The sequence below is a fragment of the Nocardiopsis sp. NPDC006198 genome (genome assembly GCF_040613895.1).
GTDB lineage: Bacteria > Actinomycetota > Actinomycetes > Streptosporangiales > Streptosporangiaceae > Nocardiopsis > Nocardiopsis tropica.
In genome coordinates this window covers 120,635-137,909 of sequence record NZ_JBEXSY010000015.1, presented here as the reverse complement: position 1 = coordinate 137,909, position 17,275 = coordinate 120,635, and the positions used below count along the sequence as shown (strand labels likewise).

The 17,275-nt window shown below is 72.4% G+C and carries 19 protein-coding genes and 1 pseudogene; 14 read left to right on the top strand and 6 right to left on the bottom strand.

The window, feature by feature from the left end:
* Window positions 1-295: pseudogene (locus tag ABZ234_RS13430) on the top strand (sensor histidine kinase); the annotation flags it as partial.
* An 87-nt stretch (window positions 296-382) separates the two neighbouring features.
* Here the strand turns inward: ABZ234_RS13430 and ABZ234_RS13425 are convergent.
* Window positions 383-718: a hypothetical protein gene (locus ABZ234_RS13425; RefSeq protein ID WP_355012197.1), complete on the bottom strand. Its 336-nt coding sequence runs from the start codon at window positions 716-718 to the stop codon at window positions 383-385.
* A 446-nt stretch (window positions 719-1,164) separates the two neighbouring features.
* Between ABZ234_RS13425 and ABZ234_RS13420 the strand changes: the two genes are divergently transcribed.
* The 5 genes from ABZ234_RS13420 (at window position 1,165) to ABZ234_RS13400 (ending at window position 6,517) form a co-directional block, all read left to right on the top strand.
* Window positions 1,165-1,887 (top strand): FCD domain-containing protein, encoded by a 723-nt coding sequence (locus tag ABZ234_RS13420; RefSeq protein ID WP_344184176.1) that lies wholly within the window; start codon window positions 1,165-1,167, stop codon window positions 1,885-1,887.
* Between the two features lie 130 nt (window positions 1,888-2,017).
* The gene (locus ABZ234_RS13415; RefSeq protein ID WP_355012196.1) at window positions 2,018-2,914 is read left to right on the top strand and encodes an NAD(P)-dependent oxidoreductase; all 897 of its coding nucleotides are present in this window, start codon (window positions 2,018-2,020) and stop codon (window positions 2,912-2,914) included.
* 195 nt (window positions 2,915-3,109) lie between these two features.
* Window positions 3,110-4,549 (top strand): SLC13 family permease, encoded by a 1,440-nt coding sequence (locus ABZ234_RS13410; RefSeq protein ID WP_355012195.1) that lies wholly within the window; start codon window positions 3,110-3,112, stop codon window positions 4,547-4,549.
* Between the two features lie 115 nt (window positions 4,550-4,664).
* Window positions 4,665-5,531, top strand: a complete 867-nt coding sequence (locus ABZ234_RS13405; RefSeq protein WP_355012194.1) for a thiamine pyrophosphate-dependent enzyme — start codon at window positions 4,665-4,667, stop codon at window positions 5,529-5,531.
* Window positions 5,528-6,517, top strand: coding sequence for a transketolase C-terminal domain-containing protein (locus ABZ234_RS13400; RefSeq protein ID WP_355012193.1), 990 nt, complete (start codon window positions 5,528-5,530; stop codon window positions 6,515-6,517). Before ABZ234_RS13405 ends, ABZ234_RS13400 begins: the two co-directional genes overlap by 4 nt.
* 189 nt (window positions 6,518-6,706) lie before the next feature.
* Here ABZ234_RS13400 and ABZ234_RS13395 read toward each other — a convergent pair whose 3' ends face one another.
* Window positions 6,707-8,326, bottom strand: coding sequence for an alpha/beta hydrolase (locus ABZ234_RS13395; protein ID WP_355012192.1), 1,620 nt, complete (start codon window positions 8,324-8,326; stop codon window positions 6,707-6,709).
* A gap of 350 nt (window positions 8,327-8,676) precedes the next feature.
* Between ABZ234_RS13395 and ABZ234_RS13390 the strand changes: the two genes are divergently transcribed.
* The 5 genes from ABZ234_RS13390 (at window position 8,677) to ABZ234_RS13370 (ending at window position 11,868) form a co-directional block, all read left to right on the top strand.
* Window positions 8,677-9,210, top strand: a complete 534-nt coding sequence (locus tag ABZ234_RS13390) for a dihydrofolate reductase family protein (RefSeq protein ID WP_355012191.1) — start codon at window positions 8,677-8,679, stop codon at window positions 9,208-9,210.
* Window positions 9,211-9,253: 43 nt separating this feature from the next.
* Window positions 9,254-9,394, top strand: coding sequence for a hypothetical protein (locus ABZ234_RS13385; RefSeq protein WP_355012190.1), 141 nt, complete (start codon window positions 9,254-9,256; stop codon window positions 9,392-9,394).
* Between the two features lie 242 nt (window positions 9,395-9,636).
* Window positions 9,637-10,836, top strand: a complete 1,200-nt coding sequence (locus ABZ234_RS13380) for a PP2C family protein-serine/threonine phosphatase (protein WP_355012189.1) — start codon at window positions 9,637-9,639, stop codon at window positions 10,834-10,836.
* A gap of 286 nt (window positions 10,837-11,122) precedes the next feature.
* On the top strand, window positions 11,123-11,620 hold the full coding sequence (locus tag ABZ234_RS13375; protein WP_355012188.1) for a DUF2975 domain-containing protein: 498 nt from the start codon (window positions 11,123-11,125) through the stop codon (window positions 11,618-11,620).
* Window positions 11,620-11,868, top strand: coding sequence for a helix-turn-helix transcriptional regulator (locus ABZ234_RS13370; protein ID WP_355012187.1), 249 nt, complete (start codon window positions 11,620-11,622; stop codon window positions 11,866-11,868). The genes ABZ234_RS13375 and ABZ234_RS13370 overlap by 1 nt, the downstream gene beginning before the upstream one ends.
* An 89-nt stretch (window positions 11,869-11,957) precedes the next feature.
* On the opposite strand, the gene ABZ234_RS13365 is transcribed toward ABZ234_RS13370, so the two are convergent.
* Together ABZ234_RS13365 and ABZ234_RS13360 are read right to left on the bottom strand one after the other, a co-directional pair.
* On the bottom strand, window positions 11,958-12,599 hold the full coding sequence (locus ABZ234_RS13365; protein WP_355012186.1) for a GPP34 family phosphoprotein: 642 nt from the start codon (window positions 12,597-12,599) through the stop codon (window positions 11,958-11,960).
* Between the two features lie 251 nt (window positions 12,600-12,850).
* On the bottom strand, window positions 12,851-13,513 hold the full coding sequence (locus ABZ234_RS13360; RefSeq protein WP_355012185.1) for a LysE family translocator: 663 nt from the start codon (window positions 13,511-13,513) through the stop codon (window positions 12,851-12,853).
* Between the two features lie 370 nt (window positions 13,514-13,883).
* Here ABZ234_RS13360 and ABZ234_RS13355 point away from each other — a divergent pair, with 370 nt between their 5' ends.
* Window positions 13,884-14,291, top strand: coding sequence for an MmcQ/YjbR family DNA-binding protein (locus tag ABZ234_RS13355; protein ID WP_355012184.1), 408 nt, complete (start codon window positions 13,884-13,886; stop codon window positions 14,289-14,291).
* A gap of 136 nt (window positions 14,292-14,427) precedes the next feature.
* Here ABZ234_RS13355 and ABZ234_RS13350 read toward each other — a convergent pair whose 3' ends face one another.
* A complete protein-coding gene (locus ABZ234_RS13350; RefSeq protein ID WP_355012183.1) occupies window positions 14,428-14,883 on the bottom strand; it encodes a VOC family protein in 456 nt (151 codons plus the stop codon).
* A 92-nt stretch (window positions 14,884-14,975) separates the two neighbouring features.
* Here ABZ234_RS13350 and ABZ234_RS13345 point away from each other — a divergent pair, with 92 nt between their 5' ends.
* Window positions 14,976-15,365, top strand: coding sequence for an MmcQ/YjbR family DNA-binding protein (locus ABZ234_RS13345; protein WP_355012182.1), 390 nt, complete (start codon window positions 14,976-14,978; stop codon window positions 15,363-15,365).
* A gap of 69 nt (window positions 15,366-15,434) precedes the next feature.
* Here the strand turns inward: ABZ234_RS13345 and ABZ234_RS13340 are convergent, their stop codons facing one another.
* Window positions 15,435-16,043 carry a TetR family transcriptional regulator gene (locus tag ABZ234_RS13340; protein ID WP_355012181.1) on the bottom strand — a complete coding sequence of 203 codons (609 nt, stop codon included), beginning with the start codon at window positions 16,041-16,043 and terminating at the stop codon, window positions 15,435-15,437.
* Window positions 16,044-16,137: 94 nt separating this feature from the next.
* Here ABZ234_RS13340 and ABZ234_RS13335 point away from each other — a divergent pair, with 94 nt between their 5' ends.
* Entirely contained in the window at window positions 16,138-17,181 is a 1,044-nt protein-coding gene (locus ABZ234_RS13335; protein ID WP_355012180.1) for an NAD(P)-dependent alcohol dehydrogenase, read from the top strand.
* Window positions 17,182-17,275 lie beyond the last annotated feature (94 nt).

Sequence of the window (17,275 nt, the reverse complement as noted above, 5' to 3'; positions counted from 1 at the left end):
GCGCCGCGAGGGCGGGGTCCAGGCCCGCGCGGGCGAGATACTCGGCCAGGTCCTGCGGGAGACGACCACCAACATCCTGCGGCACGCCCAGGCCGAGCAGGTGTGGATCACCCTCTCCGGGACCGGTATCTCCATCGTCAACGACGGCGCGCAGGAGGGCCCGCCCACCGGGCTCGGCGGGCTCGCGACCCTGCGCGAGCGCGTGGCCGGCGAGGGCGGCGAGCTCACGGTGGAGCGCAAGGACGGACGGTTCCTGACCGCCGCGAGCTTCCCGCGCACGTCCGACGCCGGGTGAGAGACGAGGGGACACCGTGAGCTCCCGGGCCTGCGTGCCGCGACCGGCCCCGAGGAGCGAAACCTCCGCTGACCGGTCGCTGCCGCCTCAGGACGGGGTCGCATCGGGCGGCTGGGCGCCGCTCTCCTCCGGCTTGCCCTGCGGCCCGTAGGGGGTGTTGATCCACGCCCCCAGCAGCAGGGTCGCCCCGACCACGACCAACGCGATCGCCCACGACCCCACCGGGGCCATGGTCGTCCCGCACAGGCCGGCCCCTATCGCGGGACGGGGCACCTCCTCGTAGGCGAACCATCCGAAGGAGGCGTTCATGTCGACCAGGGGCCACCAGCCCGCCCCGCACGAGCCACCGGGAACCAGTCCGAGGGACACGCCCCCGGCGATCAGGGCGAAGGCCACTGTGCGGATGATCTGGACAGGGGACATGGAACTCTCCTCGACGCAGGGGGTTTCCACGTTGGACGCCCCGGCGGACCCTCCGGTTGCCGCCGCCCCCGGCAGGGGCGTCGGCCAGTTGCAACGTGCAGACCGCAGGCCCGTCCCCGAGACCAGGTAGTCCGGGAGGCCGGGGGCAGCTCCGGAGGAGGCGGGAAGCACCAGCCGGCGCCCGAGGACGGTGTCGTCCGCGAGGGCGAACCGTGCGATGTGGCGGGCCGTTCGGGGCCTGTGCGGTCGCGACCGCCGTGCGGGGGCGAGAGCCTCGGAGTGGAGCGGGCCTCTTGCCACCTGCGCGGACGCCGGGCCGGAGCGGCGATTCCCGCCCCTGACACCCCGGGGCAACACGGGCGAAATATTGGCCTGACCAATCCCTTGACCTCCTCGATCGCCTCCTTGTAGCCTCAGTCACATTGGTCAGGCCAATGGAAGGTGTCATGGACAGCAACTTCGACGCGCTCGTCGACGCCCTCGCCGAGGAGGCGCGGGTCCTGGGTCCGGAGTCACGGATCATGACCGAGCGCGCGCTCGCCGAGCGCCTCGGGAACAGCCGCGCCACCGTGCGGGAGAACCTGGGGAGCCTGGAGGTGCTCGGCATGGTCCGGCGCACCCAGGGGGCGGGGACCTACGTCACCAAGCCCGACGCCTCGTTCGTGCGGCTGCTTTTCGACCTGATGTCGAAGTTCGGCCACGTCGACCACGCCAGCGTCGAACGGGCCCGGGAGATGATGGAGATCTCCGTGGTCCAGGAGGCGGCGGACCGGGCCGACCACCACGACGTCGCCGCCCTGCGCGGACACATCGACGACATGGTCCGCGCGACCGCCGCGGGGGACGCCCAAGCCGGGCACGAGGCCGACTACGCCTTCCACAAACGGCTGTTCACCATCGCGGACAACCCGGTCATCGAACTCTTCGTGGACGGCATCAGCCTCGCCCTCCAGGACGTCCTGGCCAAGAAGCGGGCCCGGGCGCTGAGCGTCGAGGCAGCAGCGCTGCCGGAGGGCTCCGACGAGCCCCGCAGGACCGACACCATCCACACGCCCATCGTCGACGCGATCGAAGCGCACGACCGCAGCGCCGCCGCGGCCGCCATGGTCGAGCACTTCAGCCTGTGGCGCCGGATCACCGAGAGCTCCGACATGACGGACGAGCACTAGACCCACCAGACCCACCGCAATCCCACCCACCGGGACCCCGCGTACCCGGACCCCGATCCGTGCCCCGCCGGGGGCGGTCCCGAGCTCCGGGACCGCGCGATCCCCACCCCGAGGGGGAGAAGGAAGACATATGAACGCGACACAGGCTCCACAGCCATGCCCGAAATCGACTGTCATGTTCGTCGGTATCGGCGCCATCGGCCTCCCCATGGCCGAGCGGATCGCCCGCGCGGGCCACACCGTGCTCGGGGTGGACCCCTCGCCCCGCCGGCGTGAGGCCGCCGCCGAACTCGGCGTACCCGCCCGGGCCGACCTCACCGGGATCGAGGAGGCCGACACCGTCCTCGTCATGGTCGCCACCCCCGAACAGCTGCACCAGGCGGTGTCCGCACCCGGTGCCGCGCTCGACTCCATGCGCCCCGGAGCCGTGCTCGCGGTGATGAGCACCGTCGGCCCGGGCCCGGTCCGCGAGGCCGCGCGCAGGGCCGAGGAGGTCGGGGTCCGCCTGGTGGACGTGCCGGTGACCGGCGGCGTGGCCGGCGCCAGACGCGGCGCCCTGACCCTCTTCGCCTCCGGCGACCCGGCCGCGCTCGCCGACTGCTCCGACGTCCTCTCCGCCATGGGCACCGTGCGCGACTGCGGCGCCGAGGTGGGCAGGGGACAGTCCTACAAGGTGGTCAACCAGCTCCTGTGCTCGGTGCACATCGTGGCCGCCGCCGAGGCGCTCGCGCTGGCCGAGAAGCTGGACCTGGACCCCGCGGAGGTCCTGGAGGCCGTGGGCGGCGGTGCGGGAGCGTCCTGGATGCTGGGCGACCGCGGACCGCGCATGCTCCCGGAGGCCGCCGAGGAGGTCACCAGCACCATCGGGATCTTCGTCAAGGACTCCACTCTCGTCACCGACACCGCCGACGCCGTCGGCTTCTCCGCGCCCCTGGCCCGTGCCGCGCGCGCCGCCTACGAGCAGGCCGCCGCCACCGGGCTCCTCGACCGGGACGACTCCCAGGTCATCCAGGTCTACCGCGACTGACACCGCGCGTCGCACACGACGCACCGCGCACGCGAGCCGGACCGCCGCCGCGTCGCGCCCCTGCCGCACCACGGCTCCGAGGCCCGAGGAAGCCGGTCGGCGGAACCACCAAGCCCGTAGGGGTCACTCGTCATGCCCGGAAACACCCGGCCGTGAACGTGCGGGCCCCACCGATACACGAGAGGGGATCCACCTATGGATGCTCTTGTGCTGACACTGATCGCTCTCGGGTCGATCGCCCTCCTGCTCCTGCTCATCATCCGGTTCCAGGTGCCGGCCTTCGTCGCCCTGATCCTGGTCAGCGTCGGAACCGCCCTGGCCACCGGCATGCCCTTCGCCGAGATCATCCCCACCATCGTCGAGGGCCTGGGCGGAACGCTCGGCAGCGTCGCCCTCCTGGTCGGCCTCGGGGCGATGCTGGGGGCGATCATCGAGCACTCCGGGGGCGCGGACGCCCTCTCCCGGCGCTTCGCCCGGATCCTGGGGCCCGCGCGGGTGGGGGCCGCCCTGCTGATCGCCTCGTCGGTGATCGCGACGCCCATCTTCTTCGACGTCGCCTTCATCATCCTGGTACCGATCATCTACGCCTTCTCGCGGGCGGCCAGGCTGCCCTCTCCCATGTCCATCGGTCTGCCGATCGCCGGCCTGATGCTCTTCATCCACGTGGTGGTGCCCCCTCACCCGGGGATCGTCGGCAGCTCGGCGATCCTGGAGGCCGACATGGGCCTGGTCACGCTCCTGGGCTGTGCGCTGGTGGTGCCGGTGGGCTTCGTGGCCCACTACACCGCCCGGCTGCTGAACCGGCGCGTCTATACGGTGCTCCCGGAGACGCTCGCCCGGTACTCCGAGGGTCCGGCCGCGGACCCGGGAGACGGGACCGGACCGCAAGGCCCCGACGACTCCGGCCCCTCCGACCAGGGCGGCGGCTCGGTGAAGGCCCCGGCCAGGACGGAACCGCAGGCGCCCCCGGGCACGGGCAGCGTGCTGACGATCATCCTCGTCCCGATCGCCATGATCGGGCTCCAGACCGTCGGCAGCGCCTTCCTCGCCGAGGGCTCGGCCGCACTGGGCCTGCTGACGATGCTCGGAGCCCCGCCGTTCGCCCTGCTCACCGGCTGTCTGCTGGCGGTGTACCTGCTGGGGGTGCGGCGCGGGTGGTCGATGCGCTCCGTGGGCCGGGTCATGGAGGGGGCCCTGGCCCCGGCGGCCATCGTCGTCTTCGTCACGGGGGCGGGCGGAGCCTTCGCCAAGGTCCTCAGCGAGAGCGGCATCGGCGACGCCCTCTCCGGCGGCCTGCTCGGACTGGGCATCCCCCTGCTGCTCCTGGCCTTCGTCCTGGCCGCGCTGCTCAGAGCGGCCCAGGGATCGGCGACGGTGTCGGCCATCACCACCGCCGGGCTGCTGGCGAGCACGGTCTCCGAAGGCGGTTACAGCTCTGTGGAGATCGCCCTGATCAACCTCGCCATCGGCTGCGGGGCGATCTGCCTCTCCCACGTGAACGACTCGGGGTTCTGGATCGTCTCGCGCTACCTCGGGCTACAGGTCGCGGACGCGCTGCGCACATGGACCGTGCTGGTCACGGTACTGGGCACGACCGGTTTCGGCCTGGTCTGCCTCGTCTGGGCGCTGGCGTGAGCCCTCATCGCGGACCGGCCCCGCGACGCGACCGCCAACCCGGACGAAGCTCCGGACAGGCCGCCGGACCGCCCTCCGCAACCACCACCCGAACCACCCAACCAGGAGGACTGAGATGAACCAGACCGCCACGGCGCCCGGAAGCGGTGTCGACACCGCCCGGACCGACCGGGTGAGGGCCGCCGCGTACCGGATCAGGCTGAACGCCCTGACCCAGGGGGAGGTACAGGGGCAGGGCTACATCGGCCAGGCCCTCGGGATCGCCGACGTCCTCGCCGCCCTCTACGCCGACCAGCTCGACCTCCGTCCCGAGGACCCCGAGTGGGAGGGGCGCGACCGCTTCCTCCTCTCCATCGGCCACTACGCGATCGCCCTGTACGCGGCCCTGGCCGAGGCGGGCGTGATCCCCGTCGAGGAACTGGACACCTACGCCACCGACGACTCGCGCCTGCCCATGTCGGGCATGTCCACCTACACGCCCGGCATGGAGGTCTCCGGCGGCTCCCTGGGCCACGGGCTCGGCGTCGCCGTGGGGATCGCCATGGGACTGCGCCGCAAGGACAACCCGGCGCACGTGTACAACCTGCTCTCCGACGGCGAACTCAGCGAGGGTTCCACCTGGGAGGCCGTGCAGGCCTGCGCCCACCACGGCCTGGACAACGTCATCGCGATCGTGGACATGAACCGCCAGGTCGCCGACGGCCCGGCGCAGGAGGTCATGGGCACCGAGCCCGCCGACGACAAGTTCAGGGTCAACGGCTGGCACGTCCTGCGGGTCGACGGCAACGACGTCGCCGCGCTGCTCGCGGCACTGGACGAGCTCAAGGCCCACCGCGGCCGGCCCAAGGCCCTGATCTGCGACACCACCATGGGCAAGGGCGTGCCGATGCTGGAGTCCAGGGAGAAGCTGCACTTCATGCGGGTGGCCCCGGACGAGTGGCAGACGGCCCGCGAACAGCTCAAGGAAGGGAACGACGCATGAGCGCCACCACCGCCAAGCGGCTCACCTCGGACGCGATGATCGCCTCGATCGCCGACGACGGCGCGCGCACCGCCCAGGCCCCGCTGGGGCACGCGCTGCTCGCCGCGGCGCGGGAGGACCCCCGCATCGTGGGCCTGTCCGCGGACCTGGCCAAGTACACCGACATGCACGTGTTCCGCGACGCCATGCCCGACCGCTTCTACCAGATGGGCATGGCCGAGCAGGTCATGATGGGCGCCGCGGCCGGCCTGGCCCAGGAGGGGTTCGTGCCCTTCGCGTCGACCTACTCGGTCTTCGCCACCCGCCGCGCCTACGACTTCCTGTGCCTGGACATCGCCGAACCGCGCCTGAACGTCAACATCGTCGCGGCCCTGCCCGGGCTGACGACCGGTTACGGCCCCAGCCACCAGGCCACGGAGGACGTCGCCCTGCTCCGCGGGATCCCGGGGATGACCGTCGTCGACCCCTGCGACTCCGTCGACATCGCCCAGGCCGTCCCCCAGCTCGTCGCGCACGAGGGGCCCACCTACACCCGCATCCTGCGCGGCGCGGTGCCCACGGTGCTCGACGAGTACGACTACGAGTTCCGCCTCGGCAAGGCGTCCTTGCTCCGCGGCGGCTCGGACGTCCTGTTCATCTCCTCGGGGCTGATGACCGAACGCGCCCTGCGCGTGGCCGCCGCGCTGGAGAAGGACCGCATCGGCGCCGCTGTCCTGCACACGCCGACCATCAAGCCGCTGGACGTGGACACCGTCCTGGCCGAGGTCGCGGCCGACCGGAAGGTCTTCGTGCTGGAGAACCACTCCGTGGTGGGCGGCCTCTTCGAGTCGGTCGCCTCCGCACTGGTCCAGCGGGGCGTGACCCGGCAGGTGACCCCCATCGGCCTGCCGGACGAGTTCCTCGACGCGGGCGCGCTGCCCACGCTCCACGACCGCTACGGGGTCTCGGTCGGACGCATCGGCGAACGCGTGCGGGCCGCGCTGTGACCGCGGGTTCCGGGGCGTGCCGCACGGCGTGCCCCGGAACCCCGGGCCCGGGCGGGCCGGAAGGCCCGCTCCTTCCGCCCCGCTCGCACCGCGGCTGCTCCGCGGGGCGGACAGTGCAGGAGCGCCGGGGGCGGACCGGACCCGACCCGCTCCCGGTCGCTCAGGGGCGACGGTGCCCCCCGTGCCCGCTCAGACGGTGTCGCGGAGCCGGTCGAGGGTTTCGGCCCGCAGCCGCTCCGCCCCGCTGCCGGGCTCCGGGCCGGCGTTCGCGGACGCCCCGCAGGAGACGTCCCGCTCCGGGAACGCGCCGTCGACGAGGAAGCCCGTGGTGACGTTCCAGGCGCAGGCGTTGTCACCGTAGAGGTAGGCCCCGTGCCCGTTGCCGTCGACGCTCACCAGCCGCGACCGCTGCCCGAACTTGTCGTCCAGCCTCACGCCTCCGGCGTACGGTGTGGCCGCGTCACGCAGGTTCTGCACGATCAGGACGTTGGCCGGGCCCTCCCCGGTGATCTCCACCGGGGCCTCGGCCGGCTCGTGGTGCCAGTAGGCGCACGGCATGACGTTGGCGCCCGCCGCACCGTACATCGGGTACCGCTCCCGGTCCTCGGCGACACCGCTCCGGTAGGTGTCGAGGTCCTCCGGCCACTCGGAGTCGTTGCAGGCCACCGCGAGGAACGCCGACCAGGCGTTGTCCGCTGCCACGGGCTCGGCCGCCTCCTCCCCGCCACCGGCCCGGCCGTCCAGGTAGCGCTGGACCGCGGGCCCGTCGCGGTCGTCCAGGGACTGCCACAGCTGCGCCGTCAGGGCGTAGTTCGCCTCGTCGTACAGTCCGGCGAAGGAGTAGAACCGGAAGGAGGGGCCGTCGACGCCCGCCACTGGCTCCTGGTCGAGGCGCTCCGCGATCTCGAAGTAGGTCTCCCGCACCTGCGCCGGAGAGCTCCCCAGGCCGTAGCTGCCGTCGCGCCGCGCCAGCCAGGCGGCGAAGTCGGGGAAGGCCTCCTCGAAGCCCGGGCCGAACTGGCGCAGACCGTCGTAGCCGAGGAAGGTGTCGCCGATGTTGCTGTCGAGCACGATCCGGTCGGTGCGCTCGGGGAACATCGAGGCGTAGGCGGCGCCCAGCGCCGTCCCGTAGGACAACCCGAAGAAGCTGGTCCTCTCCTCGCCGAGGGCCTCCCTGATCCGGTCCATGTCGCGGGCCGTGTTCGCCGTCGACATGTGGGGCAGCAGCCCGTCGGTGTCGTTGGCCGCGCACCGGTCGGCGACCGCCTCGGCGGTCTCCGCCTGCCCGGTGACGGCCGCGTCGTCGACGGCGTACGGCGGGATGTTGCCGTAGTACGCCTGGTCGGCGGTGAAACCGCAGCTCACCGGGGAGGAGTGTCCGACCCCGCGGGGGTCCATGCCGATCAGGTCATAGGTGTCCAGGAGGCTGGCGGGCGCCCCGAGGGCGGCCAGGTCGGCCGGCATCGCCAGACCGGGGCCGCCCGGGCCGCCCGGGTTGAGCAGCAGGATGCCGCGACGCCGGTCCGGGGCCCCGCCGGCCAGGCGGGAGATCATGATGTCGATCTCGGCGCCCTCGGGGGCGTCGTAGTCCACGGGCACCGTCACGGTCCCGCACTCCAGCGGGTACGGCCCGGTCAGGACGTCCGCGGGGCACGCGCCCCACTCCATCTCCGGCGCCGACCCCCCGCCCCCGTCGTCGGCCGCGGCCGGTGCCGCCGCGGTCAGCGAACCGGCGAGGAGGACGACCGCCAACAGCGGCGAGCTTCGTCCCGTGTTCCACCTTCGTGCCACTTCGAGCCTCCTGGACATCGGTTCTCCTCTTCTCCCGGGACCGCCGTTCCACCGTGGGGGAGGGCCTCCGGGAACCGCCCCCTCAGACTGCTGGCGCGCCGCCGCGCCCACCAGTGACACCGCGTCATCGGTTCCCCCCCGCAAACGTCATGGGTGCGCCCGCGGGGCCTGCTCGGCCGGGCGCGGGCGGCGGGGAGGCGTCCACCGGGGCCCGGGGCGGGGTTCCTCTCGCGTGTGGTCCGCGACCTGCGGCGGGGCCGGACGCCCGTAAGGGTCGGCGCCGGGGGCAGTGCCCCGATCCGGGACACGGTCCGAACAGCGCAAGATCGGTCAGGCTGTCACCCGAGAAACGTCGCTACGGTTCGGGCATGACCACATTTCACGCCTTCCTCGGTTGCAGCCTCGACGGGTACATCGCGGGGCCCGGCGGCGAGCTGGACTGGCTGACCGTCTTCGACAACACCGGCTACGAGGAGTTCTTCGCCTCCGTTGACGTCCTGGCGATGGGGCGCGCGAGCTACGACACCATGCGGGAGTTCACAGAGGACCACTACCGGGGGACACCGATCCATGTGCTCTCCACGACGCTGCCCGCCGGACCTCGACCGGACCTTGGCAGTTCGCCGGTGACCGTCCATCCGGACATCCCCGCGCTGCGGACGGCCCTCGCCGAGGCCGGGGTGAAGCGCGCCTACGCCGACGGGGGCCGCACCGTCCAGGCGTTCCTGGCCGAGGGTCTCCTCTCGGACCTCACCGTGACCCGCGTTCCGGTGCTCCTCGGGAAGGGCATCCCCCTCTTCGGGCCCGAGCCCGGCCCCCTGCGCCCGCACCTGGTCTCCTCGTTCGCGACGGACCAGGGGGCGGTCCAGTCCTTCTACCGCTTCTCGGCGGACGGGAGCTGACCGAGCGGGTACCGGCAGCCGTCCACGGGGATCCCGGCGGTCGGTGCCCCCGACGCCCCCTGATCGGCGGGCGGAGGGGACCGGGCCCGGTCTCGTCGTCCACTTCCCGGTTCCCCCGGAGGAGGCGGACTCCGTGACGCTGCACGCCGCCGACTTCGGAACCTTCGAGGTGCCCGTGGAGTAGGGGAGTGGCCGCCGACCGCGACACCGTTCCGGGGGAGGTCCGGCCGGGGACCTCTCCGCCCGCACCTGCTTCCCGCTCTCCTGACCGCTGCCCCGCGGGCCGTCTTCGCTCCTGGCGGCCGTCGGAAGCGGCAGTATGCCCTGGTCAGGGCTCCTGTTGCCCAAGGTGTAGCCGGTGTGGGCGGGGGAAGGTGGTACGCACGGTCGGTGTGGGGCGTGTGCGTGAAAACGCTGGGGGCGACGATGACAGGTGACCGGATCGGGTTGGCGGAGATACTCGCCGCGGCGGAGGACGCCGCGCCGATGGAGTCCCTCAACGTGGTGGCACGCAATCTACGCGACCGGTTCGACGCGCACGCGGTCTCCTTCCTGTTCGCCGACATGATCGGCCGGCAGGTGGTGCGGGTCGGCGAGGAGACCGTCACGCGGAGGGACCGCCACCCCGAGCAGATTCCCCTGGACGGCAGCGTCTACGACCAGGTGCTGCGCACCCAGGAACTGGTGCAGGGTCCCGGGGACGGGCACGGACAGCGGGTGCTCGCCCCGGTGACCAACCGCGGCGACGTCATCGGCATCCTGGAGCTGACCCTGCCCCACGTCACCGGGGAGGTCCTGGACGAGGTCCTCGGGGCCGCGCACGCGCTGGCGTACATCATCGTCACCGACCGTCGTTTCACCGACCTCTACCACTGGGGCCGGCGCACCACCCCGATCAGCCTGGCCAGCGAGATCCAACGCCACCTCCTGCCCAGCGCGTCCTCCTGCGAAGCCGCCCAGTTCGTCCTCGCCACGGCCCTGGTGCCCGCCGACTCCGTCGCCGGGGACTCCTACGACTACGCCCTGGACCGCAACACCCTGAATCTGTCCATCACCGATGCCATGGGCCACGACGTCAACGCCGCCCTCATGGCCACCCTGCTGGTCAACGCCTCCCGCAGCGCACGCCGAGCCGGCGCCGACCTGGCCGAGCAGGCGCGCCAGAGCCACCGGGCCCTCCTGGACCACGGCGACCACACCTTCGCCACCGGCCAGCTGGTCCGCATCGCCCTGGACGGAACCGGCGCACAGATCGTCAACGCCGGACACCCCTGGCCGCTGCTCCTGCGCGGAGGCACGGTGGACGAGGTCCGCCTGGACGTCGACCTGCCCTTCGGCATGCCTGCCTCCGTCGCCTATGACGTGCAGGAGCTCGACCTGCGCCCCGGCGACCGCATCGTCTTCCACACCGACGGCATGCAGGATCGCCGGGCGGAAACCGTCGACCTGCCCCGCTTGATCCGTGACACCGCCGACGACCACCCCCGTGAGGTCGTACGGACCCTGACCGCCGCGGTCACCGACGCCTCCGGAAGGCACCCGGAGGACGACGCCACCGTCGTGTGCCTGGACTGGCGCGGCTCCCACCACGAGGGCCGCCGTACCCGGGCCGGAGCCGACAGGTGAGCACCGGGCGCCCCCGCCTCCCCCGCGAGCCGAAGCAGGGACTCCGTCGGCGTGGGTCCCGAAGCGGTCCCGGTGCGACCTCAGTGCCCCCGGATGCTCCTGCCATCGCTCTGTGAACGGGGCGCGGGCGCGTTCGGGGAGCAGGTCGACCGGCTCCGAGAGGGCCGGGTTCCTGGGGCGCCGGCGGGGGAGTCGGGGGACGAGGGCTCGGGGGACAGGGGCGCTCCATTGCCACTGCTATCGTTTTTCGATAGATTCCTATTGAAAAGCGATTTAGGGAGATGTGATGGGGAAGTTGACGGTGCTGGCGCTGCGCGTCGTGCTCGTGATGTTGCTCGGAGGGTCGGTGTTCGTGCAGGCGGTCATGGTGCCGCTGCTGGCCGTGGACCTGCGCGAGGCCGGCGCCGACCCGGTGCTCGTGCGCGCCCCCGTGATCGCGATCGTGTTCCTGGGCATCGTGGCGGTCCAGGCCGTCCTGGTCTGTGTGTGGCTCCTGGTCACGAAGGTGCGGCGCGGAACCGTGTTCTCCAGCACCGCCTTCCGCTACGTCGACGTGATGATCGGCGCGATCGTGGCGGCCGCCCTCCTGGTGTTCGGGCTCGGGTTCGTCATGGCCCCGGGCGAGGCCGTGCCGCCGGGTGTGGTCCTGCTGGTGGGCGGGGCGGGCATGGCGCTCCTGGGGGTCGCGCTCATCGTGGTCGTGCTGAGGACGCTGCTGGCCCAGGCGATCGAGAGCAGGGCCGAGGCGTCCCGCCTGCGGGGCGAGCTCGACGAGGTGATCTGATGCCGATCGTCGTCGACATCGACGTGATGCTGGCCAAGCGCAAGATGTCCGTCGGGGAACTCGCGGACCGCATCGGGATCACGCCCGCCAACCTGGCGGTGCTCAAGAACGGTCGCGCCAAGGCGGTACGCTTCACGACCCTGTCCGCCCTGTGCACGGTGCTCGACTGCCAGCCGGGGGACCTGCTGCGCTGGGAGCCCGAGCCGGCCGAGGACCCCGAGCCCGCCGCCACGCAGCCGGGGCGGTGAACAGCGGGGCGGACCGGGCCGACCGGCAGGGGGCGGCCGACGGGCCGGGGCCGGTCACCACGCGTCGCCCTCCGCGCCGACACCGCCTGCTAGGCGGTCCCCGCCCGCCGGTTCGCGACGGCAGCCAGGATCGCGGTGCGCATCCCGGGCACCTCGACGCCGAAGCGCTCGTGGACCGCCTTGAACCCGGCCCTGTACTCGTGCCGCTCCTGCGGGGTGAACACCGTCCAGACATCGCCGTCGGCCGCGATCGCGGCCAGGGCCACGTCCTCGGCGGGGGCGGTCGCCACGGTGTGCTCGGTGCGGACCGCCTCGTGCACGCGCTCGCGCAGCCGGCGGACCTCTCCGGGGTGTTCGAGGGTGACGTCGAGGGTCGGGAAGAGCCCCAGTACCCGGCCGCGGTCGACCGTGATCGACCCGTTCGCGACGAGCTGCTCGCGCACGGCCCTCTCGGCCTTCCACTCACGGTCCGGGACGGCGTTGATCCAGTGGCCCGGTTCGTGCGGCGACAGGCCGTCCAGCACCTCGGCCAGGAACGGGTCCTCCGGAGTGCGGGCGGTGTCGCGCTCGGCCCTGCCGTCCCGGGCACGGAGCAGGCCGCCGAGGATGAGCTCGGTCAGCGCCGCGGCGCGCAGCAGGTGGCCCCGGTAGGCGGTGCTGACGGGGTCGAACCGGTTCTTGCCGGTGTCGTAGCTGAGCAGGTAGAGCCTTTGCGGCAGTGTCGGTTCCATCGTCTTCTCCTCGGCGTCCGTCCCGCCCGGAGCGCGGAACCGTCTCTGCCCGGCGTCGGTGCGCCCGGACCCCGTGCGGGCGTGTCCGTGACCCCGCCCCGGGTCCGGTCCAGTATTCGCCCTGCTCCGTCGCGACACCAGTGACGCTGCGTCATGCCCTCACCCGCGCAGGCGTCACGGCCCGGACGCTGTGCGGCTGTCGGACGGCGACTGCGGGCCGGGAAGGCGACGCCGCACGCGGCTCTCCGGATCTACCGACGTGACAGGTCCGTCAGCGCCAACCCCCCGCCGAACGCGATCAGTGCTCCCCCGGACGCCTGGTCCAGGCGACGCAGCGTCACCGGCCGCAGGCGGCGCCCCGCCAGCACGCGCCCCGCGGTCGCCCAGACCAGTGCGGTGGCCGCCTCACAGACGATGTAGAGCACGCCCAGCGCGACCAGCTGCACTCCGGCCTCGGCACCGGACCCGGAAGAGGCGAACGGCGGTAGGAACGCCGTGAACAGCAGGAGCGCCTTGGGGTTGGCGGCGGCGGTGACGAACTCCTGCCCCGCCAGTTTCCACGGCGCCACGACGCGGGCGCCCTCGTCCTCCCGTTCGGGTGCGGACCCGTTCGGCGCGGAGGCGGCGCGCGCCGACCACACCACCCACGCCCCCAACCCGACCATGACGGCCGCCCCGACGACGCGGAGGATCTCGAAGGCCGTCCGGGAGGCGTGCAGGAGCGCCCCCAGGCCGGTGGTCACCACACCGAGCATGAGGGCGAACGCGGTGAAGCGTCCGAGGAGTGCGACGGCGGCCGGACGCAGGCCCTGCCGCAGACCGTTGCGGAAGGCGAGCAGGTTGTTGGCTCCGGGCGCGGCGGCCACCGCCAACGCCGCGGGTACGAAAACAGCCAGCTGCGCCGAAGAGAGCATGCCCCCAACCTGAGCGGCGACCGGCCCCCGTCCGGGGGACGCACCGGGACCGAACCTCCGGACGGGGCCGCCGCCCCACCCCGATGCCCCTGGGCCGGTGCGCCGCAGCGCGGGGCCGGGGCGGCTCCGCCGGAAGGCGAACGGGGCGCGGTCACGGTGCGTCGCCCACGGGGGTACCGTTCCACACGCGTCGGTTCCCCGGCAGGGGAGGAGCCTGCTCCCGGCAGACGGGCCGACGCCGGAGCCCGTAGCGTGTTCACGCAGTTCGACGACCTGTGTGGGCCGGTCGGACCGGGTAGGAGAGACACAGGGCGACGGCACGCGGGCGCCGAGCGCCCACGGCCGCAGCACGCGAGGACGGAGAGTGGCGATGGACGGCGAAACCTTGCAGGACACGGCCCAGGAACACGCCGAGACCCTGGTGGGTGCCGGGTTGGAGCACCCGTTCGGACCCGACTGGGAGGTCTTCAAGGTCCGGGGCAAGGTGTTCATGCTGATGACCGAGGTCCCCGGCAAGCCGGTCGTGATCCTCAAGTCCGACCCCGGCGAGGCCGAAGCCCTGCGCGAGACCCACGCCGACATCACGCCGGGCTACCACATGAACAAGAGGCACTGGATCACGCTCGCCCCCGGCGACTCGATCGACGAGGATCTGGTCAGGGAACTGGTGAGCGAGTCCTACCGGCTCGTGGTGGGCAACCTTCCCCGGTCCCACCGCCCCGTCGGGACGCCGTCGAGAAAGCCGACCACGCGCTCGGACGTTCGCGCGCCGGGCTGACCACCGGGCTGCGCCCGGCCGTCGAGCGGCAACGGAAGCCCCTGTCCACCGTGTTCACGGCCGGGCAGCGCGGTGCCGAGGTCGTCCTCGCCGCGGCGGTCGACGAGCGGCCGTGAGCAGCACGGCCGAACGGTTCCTAGACGACGTCGAATTCGTTGCCTTCCGGGTCCTGCATCAGGACCGCGTAATGGCCCATGTCCGGCTCATCCATGACCCGGAGCACGCGGGCGCCGGCCTCGACCAGTCTTTCCACCGTGGCGGTGACCCGCTGCGTGCGCACCGCCAACGGGACGTCGCGCCCGCCGCCGACCTTCAGGTCGAGGTGTATCCGGTTCTTGGCGGCCTTGGGTTCCGGAACCTGCTGGAACCACACCCGGGGTCCTTGTCCTGCCGGATCGACGATCGACTCCGGGGTGTCGCCCGTGCCCGCGGGCAACTCCTCCTCCGGCACCCCCATGGCTGCCCAGTACTCCCGCCACGTGGTGTGTCCGCCCGGTGGGGGTTCGGGTATGTATCCCAGAGCCTCGCTCCAGAACGCCACCAGTCTCCGCGGGTCGGAACAGTCGATCGTCAGTTGCAGCGTCATCTCCATGACCGGAGTCTGGCGGACACGTCCGACATTCGTGCCGGACCGGTCCCGCGGACGGCAGGGGCGCACTTTCGCCACAGACCTGAGGAGTGGCCATGGCCATCACCGGAGAGCAGCTCCAACAGACCGCGCGCAGCGCGGCCCGGGACCTGCCCGGGACCGACCACGGGCGGCCCTTCGTCGACAAGCTGGACGTGTACAAGGTGGCGGGCAAGGTCTTCCTGATCGTCACCGACGACCCCGACGAGCGCATCATCACCGTCAAGGTCGAGCCCGACCACGGCCGCTCCCTGCGGCGCCGGTACCCCTCGATCACCCCGGGCCGCTACCTCGACAAAACGCACTGGACCTCCGTGGGCGCCGACGGGGAGATCACCGCGCAACTGGTCCGGGACCTCGTGGACCACTCCTACGAACTCGTCCTTGAATCCGTGCCCCGCGCCCGCCGCCCCCGAACGGGCGGGGACGACCGCGGGAAGGGGTGAGGCGACCGCCCAGGCGCACCGCGCCGACCCTGCGGGGGTACGGGTCCGCCGCACGGGCGCACCCGCGGCTCAGGGCGCGGCGGAGGCTGCCGGTTCCGGGGCGACGGCGCGGCGGACGCAGTCCCGCAACAGGTCGCGCCGCTGTTCGTGCACCCCCTGGGGCTCCGTCGCGGTGGCGGCGTAGACGTTGCTCACCGGCGACCAGGCCATGGACATGGCGATGACCAGGGCCATCACGTCGAAGGGGTCGCCCTGCCTGATGCGCCCGGCGGCCTGGGCCTCGGCGATGGCGCCGAGCTTGTGGTCGTCGTAGCGCTCGTGCTCCGCGACGAGGTGCCCGGTCGGGCGCCGTTCCAGCCGGGCCCAGGTGGCGAGGCGGATGAGGTCGGGACGGGCCAGGTACTCGTCGTAGAGGCGCACGGCCCAGTCGGCCAGGTCCCCGGCGTCGATGGGGGCGACATCGATGATGCGCTCCAGCGAGGCGAAGAAGATCGCGTCGAAGAGCTGCTCCTTGTTGCCGAAGTAGCCGTAGAGCTGGGCCTTGTTGGTCCGTGCGGCGGTGATGATCCGCTCGATGCGGGCTCCGGCGATGCCGTACCGGGCGAATTCCTGCGTGGCGGCGTCGACGATCCGCCGGTGCGTGGCGGCCCCGCGCGCGCTCGATGGCTGTTCGGGCATGGCCGCCACGTTAGCAGACAGACCAGTCTGTTTGCTTATCCGGCTCCGACGGCCTAGGTTCCAAATAGACCGAACAGTCTGTCTTTGGAGAGATATGCGCACCACCATCGGATGGCAGGCGGACCCCGCGACCCACGTCCTGCACCGCACCCGACTCCGGCGCCGGGACCTGCGTCCGGACGACGTCGCGGTGCGCGTGGACTACTGCGGCGTCTGTTTCAGCGACCTGCACGCCCTGCGCGCCCACAAGAGCGACACCGACGGGACACTGGTGCCGGGGCACGAGTTCACGGGCACGGTGAGCGAGGTCGGCGGCGCGGTCACCGGCTTCGCCCCGGGCGACCCCGTGGCCGTCGGCAACATCGTCGACTCGTGCGGCACGTGCCCCATGTGCCGGGCCGGCCAGGAGAACTTCTGCCGCGGCTTCCCGACCCTGACCTACGGCGGAACCGACCGCCGTGACGGGGCGACCACCCTGGGCGGATACTCCCGCGAATACGTGGTCCGCGACACGTTCGCGCACCACCTGCCCGCCGGTCTGGACGCGGCCGGGGCGGCCCCCCTGCTCTGCGCCGGCGTCACCGTCTGGGAACCCCTGCGGGCACTCGGCGTGGGACCCGGCAGCACGGTCGCCGTGGCCGGGCTGGGCGGTCTGGGACACCTCGCCGTCAAGCTGGCCGTCGCACTCGGCGCCACGACCACCGTCATCAGCCGCACACCGGGCAAGGCCGAGGAGGCGTACGGACTCGGCGCGGACGGATTCGTCGTCTCCACCGACGCCGCGCAGATGGAAGCCGTCCGGGACCGGTTCGACGTGGTCATCGACACCGTCTCCGCCCCCCACGACCTGACCCCCTACCTGCGCACCGTCGCCATGGACGGCACCCTCAGCCACCTCGGGCACCTCGGCCCGGTCACCGTGGAGACCACCGACCTGCTCATCGGCCGCAAGAGGCTCAGCTCCGCCGGCAGCGGCGGCCGACCCTCCACCGCCGACCTGCTGCGCTTCTGCGCAGAGCACGGCATCACCGCCGACATCGAACTGCTGCCGTCGTCGCAGGTGAACACGGCCTTGGAACGCCTGGAACGCAACGACGTCCGCTACCGCTTCGTGCTCGACATGTCCGACCTGGACTGAGCGGCGGCGCCGGCCACGTTGCACGGGGCTGCCTTGCGGGCGCTCGCAGCCGGCACCGATGTCGAGGAGATCTCGGTCGGGCTGGGGCACGCGA

Excerpts from the sequence above, each read along its gene's own strand:
- ABZ234_RS13410 (WP_355012195.1), top strand. The coding sequence starts at position 3,110 with ATGGATGCTCTTGTGCTGACACTGATCGCTCTCGGGTCGATCGCCCTC.
- ABZ234_RS13390 (WP_355012191.1), top strand. The coding sequence starts at position 8,677 with ATGACCACATTTCACGCCTTCCTCGGTTGCAGCCTCGACGGGTACATC.
- ABZ234_RS13405 (WP_355012194.1), top strand. The coding sequence starts at position 4,665 with ATGAACCAGACCGCCACGGCGCCCGGAAGCGGTGTCGACACCGCCCGG.
- ABZ234_RS13335 (WP_355012180.1), top strand. The coding sequence starts at position 16,138 with ATGCGCACCACCATCGGATGGCAGGCGGACCCCGCGACCCACGTCCTG.
- ABZ234_RS13345 (WP_355012182.1), top strand. The coding sequence starts at position 14,976 with ATGGCCATCACCGGAGAGCAGCTCCAACAGACCGCGCGCAGCGCGGCC.
- ABZ234_RS13350 (WP_355012183.1), bottom strand. The coding sequence starts at position 14,883 with ATGGAGATGACGCTGCAACTGACGATCGACTGTTCCGACCCGCGGAGA.
- ABZ234_RS13380 (WP_355012189.1), top strand. The coding sequence starts at position 9,637 with ATGACAGGTGACCGGATCGGGTTGGCGGAGATACTCGCCGCGGCGGAG.
- ABZ234_RS13365 (WP_355012186.1), bottom strand. The coding sequence starts at position 12,599 with ATGGAACCGACACTGCCGCAAAGGCTCTACCTGCTCAGCTACGACACC.
- ABZ234_RS13425 (WP_355012197.1), bottom strand. The coding sequence starts at position 718 with ATGTCCCCTGTCCAGATCATCCGCACAGTGGCCTTCGCCCTGATCGCC.
- ABZ234_RS13360 (WP_355012185.1), bottom strand. The coding sequence starts at position 13,513 with ATGCTCTCTTCGGCGCAGCTGGCTGTTTTCGTACCCGCGGCGTTGGCG.
- ABZ234_RS13415 (WP_355012196.1), top strand. The coding sequence starts at position 2,018 with ATGAACGCGACACAGGCTCCACAGCCATGCCCGAAATCGACTGTCATG.
- ABZ234_RS13420 (WP_344184176.1), top strand. The coding sequence starts at position 1,165 with ATGGACAGCAACTTCGACGCGCTCGTCGACGCCCTCGCCGAGGAGGCG.
- ABZ234_RS13340 (WP_355012181.1), bottom strand. The coding sequence starts at position 16,043 with ATGCCCGAACAGCCATCGAGCGCGCGCGGGGCCGCCACGCACCGGCGG.
- ABZ234_RS13370 (WP_355012187.1), top strand. The coding sequence starts at position 11,620 with ATGCCGATCGTCGTCGACATCGACGTGATGCTGGCCAAGCGCAAGATG.
- ABZ234_RS13355 (WP_355012184.1), top strand. The coding sequence starts at position 13,884 with ATGGACGGCGAAACCTTGCAGGACACGGCCCAGGAACACGCCGAGACC.
- ABZ234_RS13395 (WP_355012192.1), bottom strand. The coding sequence starts at position 8,326 with ATGTCCAGGAGGCTCGAAGTGGCACGAAGGTGGAACACGGGACGAAGC.
- ABZ234_RS13375 (WP_355012188.1), top strand. The coding sequence starts at position 11,123 with ATGGGGAAGTTGACGGTGCTGGCGCTGCGCGTCGTGCTCGTGATGTTG.
- ABZ234_RS13400 (WP_355012193.1), top strand. The coding sequence starts at position 5,528 with ATGAGCGCCACCACCGCCAAGCGGCTCACCTCGGACGCGATGATCGCC.